The organism is Commensalibacter intestini A911 (assembly GCF_000231445.1).
In the GTDB taxonomy this organism is placed as follows: domain Bacteria; phylum Pseudomonadota; class Alphaproteobacteria; order Acetobacterales; family Acetobacteraceae; genus Commensalibacter; species Commensalibacter intestini.
In genome coordinates this window covers 280,274-294,369 of sequence record NZ_AGFR01000007.1, presented here as the reverse complement: position 1 = coordinate 294,369, position 14,096 = coordinate 280,274, and the positions used below count along the sequence as shown (strand labels likewise).

Here is a 14,096-nt window from a genome sequence, read left to right as displayed (position 1 = left end):
ATGGTAGACGATAATAAACAAGATCAATTATCAAAAGGCACTTCCTCTGATGAAAATAATAATCAAGAGACATTGCCTCAAACTCAAGAAGCTGGAGCATCATTAGAAAAGACAACACAGTCATCTGCTGTTGCAGATGATAATAATGTGCCTGATGGGTATTTTTTACCAGAAGCAGATTCTGACGATAGTTTTGGTGCAGATATGCCTCAAGCGTTGTTGGAGTTTCACTCTCCAACTTCCGCGGCTATTAATATGCCACCTACGGCATCTGCACAATATTTGACGTGGTTGATTGGTGGGTTGGCATTATTCTCTTTTCTTGGAATGTGCTTTTTTCCGTTAGATAAAGTTGTATCTGCAGATGGTCGTTTAATTTCTACAGCAACGCCTTTGCTAGTACAACCTTTAGAGCAGGGTATTATTAAATCTATTGATGTTAAAGAAGGAGATTTTGTTACTAAAGGTCAAATTTTAGCACATTTAGATCCGACTTTATCCGATGCTGACCTTGAAAGTTTAAGAGTGCAAGTGGGATCTGAAAAGGCCGAATATGAGCGTACACTTGCTGAGTCAAAAGGGGAAACTTATACGGTTGATCCTTCTGATCCTTACTCTGTTCAAGAAGGTAATTTATTTTTAAAACGTAAATTAGAATATGATGCAAAAGTAGCTGGGTTTGATCAGAAAATTGCAGAGGAACAAGCGCAATTAAAGAATTTAATTGCAAGTATTGCTGTGTTGCGTGGTCGTGTAAAAGTGGCATCTGACGTTCATCAAATGCGTCAGAAATTACAGCAAGAAGAGGTTGGAAGTAAATTATCTACTTTAGGCTCTCAAGATACATTGATGGATGTTGAAAGTAGGTTGATTAGTGCTCAGCAAAGTGCAAACGCTTCTGAGCAAAGAATAGCTGGAATTGAATCTGATCGTAAAGGTTATATTGAGAACTGGAAAGGTCTTGTTTATAAAGATTTAAGTGTTGCTGAAAGGCAATATGCACGAGATAGAGGGGATTACGAAAAGGCAAAGCTGCGAGGAAATAAAATTCTTTTGCGTGCAGAGCAAGATGCTGTTGTTTTCTCAATTAGTAAAGGGTCTATAGGATCAATATTAAATGCGGGTGTTCCTTTTATGACATTGATTCCTGTTGGTACAGGTCTGGAAGTCGAAGCTGTTGTAGCTGGTGATGAGATTGGTTACCTAAAATTGGGAGATAAGGCTAATATTAAATTTGATACATTTCCTTATACACAATATGGTGGCGCAGAAGCGGTTTTGACAAACATTAGTGCAGATGTCTTTCAACCTGGAGATATGACACAAGAAACCAACCGTCTTGGCACTGCACCTATGACTTTTAGGGATAAACCATATTTTAGAGCTAGGATGAAAATTGAGAAATATACATTACATGGTGTTCCAAACTTTTTCCATCCTACTCCTGGGTTAACTGTTTCAGCTGATATCCATGTTGGGAAAAGAACTGTGGCTCAGTATCTTATGAACGGAATTGTGCCTCAGTTAGCTAATGGTATGCGTGATCCTCAATAATAATTATGGATCATTTTTGGGAGAATTGATATGCGTGGGTTGTTCGGTGCAAAAAATAGTAACCGTCAAAATAAAAAAATTGAAAAAATATTAAGTAAAGCAAAATCATTATATGATGAACAAGATTATGAAGCTGCATTTAATAATTTTTCTCAAGCTGCGTCATTACAATCTCCCGAAGCTCAATATTGGTTGGGGATGTGTTACTTAAATGGTCATGGAGTTATCTTAAATCTTCGTGAAGCTGCGTTGTGGCATGAATCTGCTGCAACTGCAGAATGGGCAGATTCTGCATATATGCTTGCATTGTTATATATGAGAGGTATTCCTCAAGAAGAGGAAGCTACTACTGGACAAAATCTTTTTGAACAAAAAGAAATAGATTATAGTAATTTAAAGCCTGATCTTGATTTAGCACGTTTATGGGCAAGAAAAGCAGCAGATCAAGGTCTTGCAGAAGCACAAGCATTATATGCCTATTTAATTTCTTCTGGAGTTACAGATCAAGAAGTTTTAGATGAAGCATTACAGTGGTACGATAAAGCCATTGCTCTTGACTCTGCGCAAGCATATATGGGCAAAGGATTACTTTTATTAAGGCTTGGAAATACCCAGGAAGAGTATGCTGAAGCAGCCAAAGTATTGGAGATTGCGGCTGAAAGAAAAATGGGTACTGCAATTCAAAAGTTGGCTGTTATGTATCAGACAGGACAAGGTGTTCCTGTTAATTTGGAACGTGCCGCAGAATTATATAAAGAAGCAGCTGAATTAGGAATACGTGAGTCACAAGCATTATATGGCGTAGCGTTAAAGAATGGACAAGGCGTAGAGCAGAACTTTATTCAGGCAGAGACTTGGTTAAGAAAAGCAGCCTTAGCAGGAGATGTTGAGGCGGCAGTTGTTTTAGCCGATATGAACGGTCAGGGGAATGATGATATTCCGCCTAATTATACTGAAGCTGCGCGTTGGTATGCGTTTGCCGCGGAAAAAGGTCATGCAGCAGCAACACGTGCCTTAGGGCTTTTATACTTACGAGGTTTAGGTATTCCAAAGTCTATAGAAAAAGGTATTGATTTACTTAAAGTGGCTGCAGAGCGTGGTGATAACGTTGCCACAGTAAGTTTAGGTGATATTGCTATTCAATTACCTGAAAGTAATTTACAAATCGAAGATGTAATAAAAGATTACTTGTTGCCAAGTGCAAAGCAGGGCAATCCTGTGATCATGTTTAATTTGGCTGTTGCGTTATTAAGAAGTAATACAGCAAATCCTGATCCTGAAAAAGAAAAACAAGCGAGAGAATGGTTAAAAAAGAGTGTTCCTGATTTTATTCCAGCACGGTACTGGTATGGACGCATGCTGATTCAAGGAGCTGGTGGCGAGCAAGATAGTGAAGGTGGATATGAATGGATTGCTTCCGCTGCAAATGAGGGTATTTTAGATGCTCAAATTTTATGGGCAAATATTTTATTAGAAAGTAAGAGTGATAATCGTGAAGCTTTAGCCAAAGAGGCTGTTAAATTTTATCATATGGCTGCGGATCAAGGTAGTGTGCCTGCAATGTTTTCTTTAGGGGCTGTCTATGGTGGAGGAAATAATTTAGAGCCAGATCGTGTGAAAGCACAGGAGTGGTTTACCAAAGCTGCAGAACAAGGTCATGCAAAAGCACAATTAATGTTAGGGCGTTATTTAGCTCAAGGTTTGGCTGGGGAAACTAATTTAAAAAAAGCAAGATATTGGTTCGATATTGCATTTAAATCTGGTGAATCAGAAGCTGAAATTGAATTGAAACGCCTCGATAATCCTGAAATGTTTATGAGTGATCAATTGCAAGATAATGAAAATGCGATTTCACCTAAACAAGATCCTGAAAATGTGGAAGTTGCACCTGGAATATTTTTTGTAAAAAAGAAATAATCTAAGTCTTTATAGTTAAAATTGTTTCTATAAGAGGGGCCTGTGTCTAAAGACCCTAAAATAAAACTAAAAGAATATACTGAAAAAAAAGCAGAAGGATTAGAGCGCATTCGTCAAAGTGCTCAATCTGCTTTTCTTTATGCTCAGGAGCAAAAAGCTCAAGGTCGTATAGATGAAGCTACTTGTTGGATGGATAGGGCGCATCGTTTAGTAGATCATAATCCTAATATTACTTTTGACTTGGTGATGCTTAGATTGAAACAAAAGCAGTATCACGAAGCTTATGATTTACTTTTGCCTTTAATGAAGAAATTTGACTTTTATGAAGGTTGGTTAGTTTTAGCCATTTTATTATCTCATCTTGGCAATTTATCTCAAGCAGTTCAAAAAATACAGTATGCTTTGTCTCATTATTCTCCAACTAATCAGAGTTGGAGCATGATTAGGCTTTTAGTGCAAGATGCAAATGAGGTGGGGTGTTGTGCTTTAATTGGTTCTTTGGGGCAAGTATGGATTGATAACCCTCATTATCATGTGATGTCTGTATTTTTAGATGATGAACTGATTTTAAAAACTGCAGACCCTTTTTTTTCTTTACCTGAAAATTGGGAAATGTATTCTTATTTACATATTGAAAAAGAAGATCGTCCTCTTATTGGTAGTCCTATCAATATCCAGTCCATTATCAGGACTGAAGGGTTTGTTGAAAGTGATGGGAAGTGTTTTAAAGGTTGGCTTTGGCATCCTGCGGAGCCCGATCGTATACCAACGGTGAATGTGTATGATACTCAAGGAATTTTGAGTAAAGAGATAAAGGCAACAAAAGAGTTTGAGGTTGCGACACTAGAATTCCCTCTTTTTAGAGCGAAACAATTTTTTATTCCACTGAAAGAATTTTATTTTGGTCTTTATGCTTTAAAAGATGATTACGGACGTAACTTGATTGGTAGTCCAATAAATCCCTTTTTATTACAACAAAAGAGACGCCAATTTAAAGATATTCACAAAAAGCATCAAGATTATTTGCCCGTATCTGCTTATTACAAAGGGGATACACCAGCCGTTGAGGGAAAAAATACTTTAGGGACAGTAGTTGTTATTCCTGTTTATAAAGGAAAAGAGGAAACAATTTTATGTGTTCAATCTGTTTTAAATAGTTTGCCATCTGGAGTTGTTCTTCAGCTTGTGAATGATTGTTCTCCAGATACAGAGTTAGTGGACTGGTTAGAAGAACAAGTAGATCATGAGGCTATTTTTTTAATTCATCATATAGAAAATATGGGGTTCCCAGGCGCTGTGAATACGGGGATGTACGCATGGCCTGGGTATGATGTAATTTTACTGAATAGTGACACTTTGGTTCCTAAAGGATGGATAGAAAATTTAACGAAGGCAGCATATTGCTCTGAAAATATAGGTACAGTCACACCTTTTTCGAATGATGCTAGTATTTTTTCATATCCTTATCATGATAAAGAAAATCCTGTCCCGACACTGAAATCGGTTCAGGTTTTTATGCAGTATTTGCAGAAAATTTATAAAAATAAAATTATTGATGTTCCTACAGGACATGGTTTTTGTATGTTTATTCGCCATGATTGTCTAAGCCAAACGGGTTTGTTTAGAGAAACTCTATTTGCACAAGGATATGGTGAGGAAAATGATTTTTGCATGCGTGCCCAGCATTTAGGGTGGCGCCATGTATTAGCGGCAGATATTTTTGTAGGACATAAAGGAGGGGTGTCTTTTCAGAATAGTAAAAATGCCTTATTAAAACGTAATCTTGCCATTTTAAATAAACTTTATCCTGATTATGATGAAATGGTTATGGATTATATTGATAGAGATTTTTTACGTTCTGTTCGTTATGAAATTGATTTATATCGTTTGCAGGAATTAGAAAAAAAATATGCAAAACAAGGGAAGTCTTTACAATATGGATTATTTATTACGCATACTTATGGTGGTGGTGTAGAGCGTGCTGTGCAAGAGCGTGCAAATGAATTAAGATTAAAAGGAATTATTCCTTTATTCATTCGTCCGACGTTATTGGGAGATGCTTGCCGGTGTGAAATACAGTTCAAATCATCGTCCTCAACACAAATAGACATTGAAGATCTTTATCCTAATTTTGTTTTTAGTCTTCCTTCAGAATATGATGCATTATTAGTATTTTTACAAAACAGAAAAATTGCTTGTTTTGAAGTGCATCATTTTGCAGGACATCATGTAAAAATACGTCATTTACTACAAGATTTAGGTATTGCCTATGATATGTATCTTCATGACTATATGTCATTTTGTCCTAGAATTTCTTTGGTAAATGCCGATGGGGTTTATTGTCAAGAGCCTTCTAAATTAAGTGTTTGTCAAAAATGTATAGGCAAAGAACATTTTGACGAAGCAGAACCAATTAAAATGAAAAAATGGATTGCAAGATCTACACAAGAATTAGGGGCCGCACGGTCTATTATTGTTCCTTCTGAAGATACGGCCAAAAGAATTGCACATCATTTTCCTAAAATAAAAGGTATCAAAGCGCGCGATTTAGAAAATGATCGGGCTGATTTGTCTCTTGAGCAATTGGCTTATTTTTCACAAATGTCTATACCAGATCAAGATAAACACCTTAAGAAATCTTATTGTCGTTTTAGAGTCTGTATTATTGGTGCTATTGGTATTGAAAAAGGGTTTAATATTGTTCAAGGATTGGTAAAAGATTCTAATGAGCGCGATTTGCCTTTAGAGTTTGTTATAGTGGGACGAACTGTGGATGATCGATTGTTTTTTGATATTGATCGTATTTTTATTACAGGTACTTATCAAGAAGAAGAGGCCGTTGCTTTAGTGAAAAGACAGCATGCTGATATTGCTTTTTTTCCAGCTATTTGGCCGGAAACTTGGTGTTATGCATTAAGTATCGCTTGGCGTTCCGGGTTGGAAACTGTGGTGTTTGATTTGGGGGCCCCAGCTCAAAGAGTAAAAAATACACAGCGTGGATCAATTTTATCCCCTTTAATGACTATTCCTGAGATTAATGATATGCTATTAATTTTGTGCAAGAAAATAAGATATAAAATGAATAATAATTAAAATGTAGATAATTGTTATCATTTTTATATTATGGTAGTAGAAATAAAAACTAAGATATATTGTTAAAATCAGGAAGAATATACATGTCAGACGGTAAAGAGCAACAAAATCAAAACCAACGTAGAGTCATTGATTTGAATGTGAATGGTCATTTAATGAGCTTAGATGCTGGGTTATATTGTATTTATCATGCTCCTGGACAAATGCCTGCGGATGATTTTGGTTTCCCAGGGTTGCGTATTTCTTTACCTCCCTTTAAGCAAGATGCTGATGTAAGTGTTGAAACTTTTGAAAATGATGGTTGGCTCGGTGCAGAAAAAAGTGCGGCTTTAGTTCGTATTTCTGGTGGTCCTGGATTAATTTTAGTCACTGTATATCAAAACCCATCAAGTCAACATCCTGCACCAAAATTACAAGTTGTGCGTTTAAATGATGCGCCTGCGATTGCTTCTATCGGATCTGATGCTCAAGTAGCTGCTTTACAACAACAAGCAGCTGCAGCACAAAGTGCACAGGATACTGCTGTAAAACAAGCTGCTGCGGAACATAAGCATGATATTTCACTCTTTGCACATGTTCAAAGAATGGGGGATGTAACTGTTAATGCAGGTGATTGGATAGGTATTCCTGATAGTAAGACGTGGGTTGAAGGATTTGGATTAAATATTAAAAATTATATTAAAGCAGACGATATTGAATATCAAGCAGTACTCGGTAAAGGCTGGATGTCTCCTTGGTATAAAGGCAATCAATTCTGTGGTAGTCGTGGTATGGCTTTGCCTTTGTGTGGATTGCGTGTTAAATTAAGCGAAGCAGCAGCTCAAAAATATCATATTCGTTTGAGTGCAACATTTATTGATGGTACCAAAATAGGTCCTATTGAAGACGATTCAATCTTATCAGCAGAATCTGTGGCTCCTTTAGAAGCTATTCGTTTTGAATTAATTTCAATTGCAGATGGTAAATCTGTAACAGGTTCTGTTTCTAGTGAACTTCCTAATTCTTCGTCTTCTTCTCAAGAGGCAGAAGTTAGCCAAAAAGTAATTAAAAAAATTGTTCCTTCAAAACCTATCAGAAGTAATGTAAAGTTAAAAGCAACAGCTGCTCAAGCTGCAGTTGCAAAAGCTGCTGAACGTAAAGCAACGACTAAAAAAAATAAATAAATAAATGTTGTTGAAGTAGTTTGTCTGTTTTTACAAACTCGTTGTAAGCATTCTGCCTTGTGTTCATGCATCGTTGATTAAGTGCAAGGCATTATTAATGTGAGTTGTTTTTTGTTGTGAAATATTTATTTATTCATCAGAATTTCCCTGGACAATATTTACATATCGTTCGCCACTTAGCTAAAAAAGAAAATAATGAAATTGTCTTTATTAGCCAACCTTGTGAAGGTAAAATTGCTGGTGTACGTTCTGTTTTTTATCAAGTTGTAGATCCTATCCCTGATCTTCCTCCTCCTTTAGGTGAGCTAGATCTGGCAATGAAGCGGGGGCAAGAGGTTTATAAGACGATCAAAACGTTAAAAGCATTAGGTTTTGAACCTGATATTATTATCGGCCATCAAGGTTGGGGCGAGATGTTAAATCTTGAGGATATCTATCCTGATGTTCCTGTTTTAACTTATTGTGAGTTTTATTATCATTCCAAAGGATTGGATGTTGATTTTGATCCTGAGTTTCCAGCTGATGAAATGTTACCAGCACGTGTAAGGTTAAAGAATACAATTAATTTAGTTTCAGCAACCAATCCTGGCTGGGGACAGACACCTACTTTATTTCAACATTCTACTTATCCTGATTGGGCACAGAAAAAGATTACGATTTTAAGAGAGGGAGTAGATTTAGAGAGATGTGCTCCAAGTCCATCGATTTTCAAAGAAAATCTAGAGATGGAAGATTTTATAGTTGAGCCAAAAGATAAGTTAGTAACTTATGTAGCAAGAGGTTTGGAACCCTATCGTGGTTTTCATATTTTTATGCGTGCGTTGCCTAAGTTATTAAAAGAGCGCCCAGATGTTAAAGTTGTTTTAGTCGGAAGAGATCAAGTGAGTTATGGCGCAACTTTAAATGGAGGAATGTCTTGGCGTGATTTTATGATGCGTGAAGTGCATAAAGAACTCGATATGTCTAGAGTGCATTTTTCAGGTCAGGTTCCTTATGATCTTTTTGGCAAAATTTTAAAACGCTCTGATGCGCATGTTTATTTTACTTATCCTTTTGTTTTGTCTTGGTCTTTAAGAGAGGCAATGGCAACAGGTTGTCCAATTATTGCCAGTGATACAGATCCTGTTAAAGAATTTATTGCTGATCGTGTAACTGGTCTTTTAACGCCGTTCTTGGATCCTCATGCCTTAACAGATCGTATTTTAGAGGTTTTAGAAGATACTAATCTTGCGCAGTCTATTCGTCAGGCAGCAAGAGCAGAGGCTGAACGGAGTTTATCAATGAGTGAGTATTTAAGTAATTATGAGTCTCTTATTGATGATTTAATTCACCGAAGAACGCCTTCTTTAAATTTAGGGAATTCTCCAGCGGAACGAGCAGTTCAAGATATACAATAATTTTATATCTTTTCTTGATAAAAATAGTCCTGTCAATATTGATTAGGGCTATTTTTTTTGATTAATTATACTAATATTAATAGTATATATATTTTTTATACGTAAAAATAAGATTGTATTTTATGTAAAAAATATTTAAATAAGAGTATTATTCTTATTTATTTATTTATTAAATTAGTTTGGAAAAAATCATGGCGTTTAATTTTATCAATCGGCGGCAATTTTCTCGTTCTTTATTAGCAGCTTCAGGTGCAGCATTACTGGCCAATCCATTGCGTAACGCAATGGCTGCTGAGGGAGATACAGCATTTCCAAATGTAGGCGAACCTATTAAAATAGAAGGCGCACCACGTAAGGTTACGTTGGCGTGGAGTGCCGATTCAATTTGTACGGCGGCTTTTCCTGTTGCTCAACAAAAAGGCTTTTTTAAAAAATATAATCTTGATGTGAATTTCATTGATTTTGCTGGTTCTGTCGATCAGATGTTAGAAACCATGTCTACAGGTAAAGCAGATGGTGCATCAGGCATGGCGTTAAGATGGTTAAAACCATTACAACAAGGATTTGATGTAAAATTAGTAGCTGGACTACATTCAGGTTGTTTACATTTATTAGCGCCACAAAATGGCCCGATTAAAACGCTTGCAGAGCTTAAAGGGAAAACGATTGGTGTTGGTGATATTGGTGGACCAGCGAAGAACTTCTTTAGTATGCGTTTTCAAGAAATTGGCATCGATCCAGAAAAAGATGTGAGCTGGCGTCAGTTCCCAGAAGATATGTTACCGCTTGCATTAAAACGTGGTGCTATTCAAGCTGCTGGTTTAGACGATCCATTAGCACATTTATTCCAAACGAAAAACCAACTTGTTTCTATTGATTCAAATATGGATGGTAAATGGCAACATATTGCTTGTTGTGTGGTTGGATTACGTGGCTCTTTAATTCGTAAAGATCCAATGGTTGCAAAAGCAATTACTCAAGCTATTTTAGAATCTGGACAATGGGTGCACCATAATAAAGCAGAAGCTGCAAAAATGTTTGAACCTTATGCTCCAAAAGTATCATCTCAAGAATTAACAGCTATTTTGGAAACTGAAGGTACACATGAACAATCTGTTGGCACTCAATTAAGAGATAATGTGATTTTTTATGCGAATGAGTTAAAGAAAATTGGTGTATTCCCACAAAGTTTAAATTCTGAAACTTATGCAAATAAAGTAACACAGGATCTTTTTGTGGGATGAAACAGGTTGTAAAAAACGCATATTGGCCTCAAATAGTTGGTGTTGTTGCATGGCTAGGCACAGCAGCAGTGACTTATTTTATTCCAAATGCGGATGATTTTCCTAGAACGACGACTTTTGCTTTGGTGTGTTTGGCGATTGCTGTGTTAAGTGCAATTAGCTTACCTTTGAATAAGGTGCGTTATTATGGCGCATGGATTTTAGCGCTGGCATTGTTTATTGGCACTTGGGAAGTCATCCAAGCGAAAATGCTTTTGTTGCCTAGACCGTTTTTTGGTGCACCACAAGAGTTATTGGATGTGTTTATCACTGATTGGTTTAAACTCCTTAATTCTTTAGTGCACTCAATGATGTTGCTGGTAGGGGGCTATATCCTTGGCTGCATTATTGGCTTTATTGTCGGTGTTGGTATGGGTTGGTCTAGACTGTTTGGGTATTGGGCGCATCCTGTATTGCGGTTCTTAGGGCCATTGCCTCCCGTTGCATTTTTGCCTTTATTATTTGCGGTTATTCCGTCTAGCTTTGTGGCAGGTGAGTTGTTAATGGCATTTGCTGCGTCTTTTCCAGTGGCAGTTTTAACATGGTCAGGAATTGCTGGGGTTAATCCTAGTTATTATGATGTTGCAAAAACAATGGGTGCAAAGTCTTCTTTCTTAATTCTTCACGTAGCTATTCCTGCAGCATTACCTTTTGTGTTTGTTGGTATGTTTATGGCGTTGGGTTCTTGTTTTTACATGTTGGTTGTGGCCGAAATGTTAGGCGTTAAAGCAGGGCTTGGGTTCTATATGCAATGGGCGCAAGGATGGGCGGCTTATCCAAATATGTATGCAGCTTTGTTAATTATGGCGGTGATGTGTACTTCTTTTATGACATTGTTATTTAAAGTTCGTAATCGTCTTTTACGTTGGCAAAAGGAAAGCATTAAATGGTAGATCCTTTGGTAAAACAGCAAAAAATAGAAATTACGAATGTCAGTCATAGCTATAGTTTAGATGATCATGATTTGCCTGTTTTGGAAAATATTGATCTAACGATTGAGCCAAATGAGTTCGTTGTGATTTTAGGGCCATCAGGATGTGGTAAGTCCACGTTGTTACGGATGGTAGCAGGGTTGGAGCGTCCTGAAACAGGATTGATCAAAGCCAATGATAAGGAAATTATCGCTGCAGATCCATCTAGGATCGTAGTGTTTCAAGATCCAACATTATTTCCATGGTTAACAGTTCGGCAAAATGTTGAGCTAGGCTTTAAAATCCAAAAGAAAAAGGATGATAAGGCGATCTCTGACATGCTGGAAATGATTGGATTGGCAGGCTTTGATAATGCATATCCATCACAGCTTTCGGGTGGGATGGCACAACGTGTTGCTTTGGCAAGAGCTTTGGTGAATGATCCGAGTGTGCTGATTTTAGATGAGCCTTTGGGAAAATTGGACAGCCTAACGCGTATTACGATGCAAAAAGAGCTGGTTAATTTATGGCAACATAAGCAATTTACTGGCTTGATGGTAACGCATGATATTGAGGAGGCTTTATTGCTTGCAACTCGTATTATTGTGATGCGTCAGCGTCCTGCACATATTATTGGTGAGTTTAAATTGGATATGGAATATCCAAGGCATCGAGATTCAGAAAAGCTGATTAAAATCCGACGGGAGATATTTGACCTCTTGGGTCATAAATCAGATTGGTAACCAAAAAGGACAGTTTTTACTGTCCTTTTTTATTTTGAATAATATAAATAATTATTTGTAAGTAATAAATTTATATTATAAATATGTTTTAATTATTTTTTTGATATAATATTAAAGTAATTTAAATTAATATTTAATAATAAAGTTAATTTTATCAAATAAAAATAAGTATTGCACAAGTAATTTCTGTGTTTGTATATAAAGTTCTAAAAGTTATTTTTTAATTTTATTTAATAAATTCAATTAACTATTATAAATATGTAAGTAATTTTTTATTTTTAAAGGCATAATATATTATGCAAAAAATACTTTTTTCTTTTGCTGATGCAGGATCTACAGCCCACTCTTTTTCTGATGGTGGATATCAAGTCATTCCATTCAAAGCAGAATTTACAAAGCAATCTGCAACCTATACTAAAAAAATCTTTTTCCTTTAACTTTGCCAGATTATGTTGTTGAAGGAACAAAATTCTATGGTATTAGAGGCAATTTTTCAACCGAAACACAACCAAATGCTACGACAACGGAAAATACAGTTAATGGTATTCCCATTAATGTCACAGTGGATAATACAAATTCAGAAACAGTATTTAATCTTTTATCAAGTACCACAGATGCTTGTTCTTCAGAAGCTGAAGAAGCAGATGGTTATAACGTTATAGAGAGTAAATATGGTAGTATGTATTCTTATAATACAACGATTGTAAAACAAACTCTTGGTGGTAGGCAAAGTGTAAATTATGATTACAAATTGCCAGATGGTATCCCAATGAAATTTGGTAAAGGACGATGTTTTTTTTATTGTAATAATATTATAGTGAATGATGAGTGATTTTGAAAGTATTATTTAATAAAAATGTATTTATATTATATATATAAATGAAAATATTATTTCAAAGGTTTATGTTTATGAAAAAAATACTTTTTTCTTGCACTATCGTTTCTGGTTGTTTGATTGGATATACCGTGCCTTCTTTTGCAGATGGTGGATATCAGGTGATTCCATTTCAAGCAGAGTTTACTAAAAAATCATTAAACTTTGATAAGAAAAACCTCTTTCCTTTAATTTTGCCAGATTACGTTGTTGAGGGGACAAAATTTTATGGTATTAAAGGTAGTTTTTCAACTAAAACATTACAGAATATTAAGGATGGTAAAGATCAGACAAGTTCAGAAACATTGTTTAATCTTTTATCTAGTACTACGAATGCTTGTCCTTTATATGCAGAGGTTGCGGATAGTTATAATGTCATTGGTAGAAAATATGGTTTCTATTCATATAACACAGCCATTGTAAAGCAGAAGGAGGCTGGTGTAAAAACCTTTGAGTATAATTATAAGATGCCTGATGGTATCCCGATGAAATTTGGTGGTGGACGGTGCATATTTTTATCTATGGATGGATCTGATTTTGCTGGTCATAATTACACCATGAAAGCAGATTTAAATTTAATTGTTAAAGTGCCTCATCCCAAGCCTGTAAAAACATATTCATTAGATTTTGAATTTACTCCTGGTGGTTTAGTCTCGTATGTCGTCTATCCAGTTACAAAAGATGGGGTGAATAATACAGTGCATGAAGGAACTTTAACGGGGATTTATGGTAATGTAAGTATGACCAGTTCTCTTTCTACTACAAAACAATGGCAAGGTTATAATCGAATTGTTGTATATAAAAATGGAAGCTGCCAGAAAGCATTTAAAAACCATAAACCAACTAAATTCGCATGGCAAGATACTGATCAAAGTATGCGAGGTTTAGGACATTCTGTCAGTTGGCCTACAACGAATGTTGTATCTGAAATGACATTAAGTGGTCATGGTCGTGGATCAGATATAAAGCAAATGACAGGAAATAATCAGTTACCCGTTCATTTAGAGAGTGGAGATTGTGTTGTACATGCTATTGTAAATAGTTTTGATAAAACAACATCAGCACCCGTGCGCTTGAATGAGGAAACACAAACACATTTTACAGTGATTCCAGATTAATTTAAAAAGTGTTTATTTCTAAAAAAAAGAGCAGTTAAATGCT

Annotated in this window: 11 protein-coding genes; all 11 read left to right on the top strand. The window is 35.9% G+C overall.

Annotated features, from left to right (window positions below):
- The gene (locus CIN_RS06400; RefSeq protein WP_008854253.1) at window positions 1-1,554 is read left to right on the top strand and encodes an HlyD family type I secretion periplasmic adaptor subunit; all 1,554 of its coding nucleotides are present in this window, start codon (window positions 1-3) and stop codon (window positions 1,552-1,554) included.
- 30 nt (window positions 1,555-1,584) lie between these two features.
- The gene (locus CIN_RS06395) at window positions 1,585-3,471 is read left to right on the top strand and encodes an SEL1-like repeat protein (RefSeq protein WP_008854252.1); all 1,887 of its coding nucleotides are present in this window, start codon (window positions 1,585-1,587) and stop codon (window positions 3,469-3,471) included.
- Between the two features lie 42 nt (window positions 3,472-3,513).
- Entirely contained in the window at window positions 3,514-6,564 is a 3,051-nt protein-coding gene (locus CIN_RS06390; protein ID WP_008854251.1) for a glycosyltransferase, read from the top strand.
- An 83-nt stretch (window positions 6,565-6,647) separates the two neighbouring features.
- Window positions 6,648-7,727, top strand: coding sequence for a hypothetical protein (locus CIN_RS06385; RefSeq protein WP_008854250.1), 1,080 nt, complete (start codon window positions 6,648-6,650; stop codon window positions 7,725-7,727).
- A 116-nt stretch (window positions 7,728-7,843) separates the two neighbouring features.
- Window positions 7,844-9,124 carry a glycosyltransferase family 4 protein gene (locus CIN_RS06380; protein ID WP_008854249.1) on the top strand — a complete coding sequence of 427 codons (1,281 nt, stop codon included), beginning with the start codon at window positions 7,844-7,846 and terminating at the stop codon, window positions 9,122-9,124.
- A 191-nt stretch (window positions 9,125-9,315) separates the two neighbouring features.
- Complete coding sequence (locus CIN_RS06375; protein WP_008854248.1) at window positions 9,316-10,368, top strand: ABC transporter substrate-binding protein; 1,053 nt, start codon at window positions 9,316-9,318, stop codon at window positions 10,366-10,368.
- On the top strand, window positions 10,365-11,300 hold the full coding sequence (locus CIN_RS06370; protein ID WP_008854247.1) for an ABC transporter permease: 936 nt from the start codon (window positions 10,365-10,367) through the stop codon (window positions 11,298-11,300). Before CIN_RS06375 ends, CIN_RS06370 begins: the two co-directional genes overlap by 4 nt.
- Window positions 11,294-12,061: an ABC transporter ATP-binding protein gene (locus CIN_RS06365; RefSeq protein ID WP_008854246.1), complete on the top strand. Its 768-nt coding sequence runs from the start codon at window positions 11,294-11,296 to the stop codon at window positions 12,059-12,061. Before CIN_RS06370 ends, CIN_RS06365 begins: the two co-directional genes overlap by 7 nt.
- Before the next feature lie 296 nt (window positions 12,062-12,357).
- Entirely contained in the window at window positions 12,358-12,498 is a 141-nt protein-coding gene (locus CIN_RS11905) for a hypothetical protein (RefSeq protein ID WP_008854245.1), read from the top strand.
- A gap of 2 nt (window positions 12,499-12,500) precedes the next feature.
- Entirely contained in the window at window positions 12,501-12,893 is a 393-nt protein-coding gene (locus CIN_RS06360) for a hypothetical protein (RefSeq protein ID WP_008854244.1), read from the top strand.
- A 77-nt stretch (window positions 12,894-12,970) separates the two neighbouring features.
- Window positions 12,971-14,053 (top strand): hypothetical protein, encoded by a 1,083-nt coding sequence (locus CIN_RS06355; protein ID WP_008854243.1) that lies wholly within the window; start codon window positions 12,971-12,973, stop codon window positions 14,051-14,053.
- Window positions 14,054-14,096: the final 43 nt, after the last annotated feature.

Bases quoted from the DNA above. Each gene is read 5' to 3' on its own strand.
- CIN_RS06370 (WP_008854247.1), top strand. From the start codon at position 10,365: ATGAAACAGGTTGTAAAAAACGCATATTGGCCTCAAATAGTTGGTGTT.
- CIN_RS06365 (WP_008854246.1), top strand. From the start codon at position 11,294: ATGGTAGATCCTTTGGTAAAACAGCAAAAAATAGAAATTACGAATGTC.
- CIN_RS06395 (WP_008854252.1), top strand. From the start codon at position 1,585: ATGCGTGGGTTGTTCGGTGCAAAAAATAGTAACCGTCAAAATAAAAAA.
- CIN_RS06385 (WP_008854250.1), top strand. From the start codon at position 6,648: ATGTCAGACGGTAAAGAGCAACAAAATCAAAACCAACGTAGAGTCATT.
- CIN_RS06400 (WP_008854253.1), top strand. From the start codon at position 1: ATGGTAGACGATAATAAACAAGATCAATTATCAAAAGGCACTTCCTCT.
- CIN_RS06375 (WP_008854248.1), top strand. From the start codon at position 9,316: ATGGCGTTTAATTTTATCAATCGGCGGCAATTTTCTCGTTCTTTATTA.
- CIN_RS06355 (WP_008854243.1), top strand. From the start codon at position 12,971: ATGAAAAAAATACTTTTTTCTTGCACTATCGTTTCTGGTTGTTTGATT.
- CIN_RS11905 (WP_008854245.1), top strand. From the start codon at position 12,358: ATGCAAAAAATACTTTTTTCTTTTGCTGATGCAGGATCTACAGCCCAC.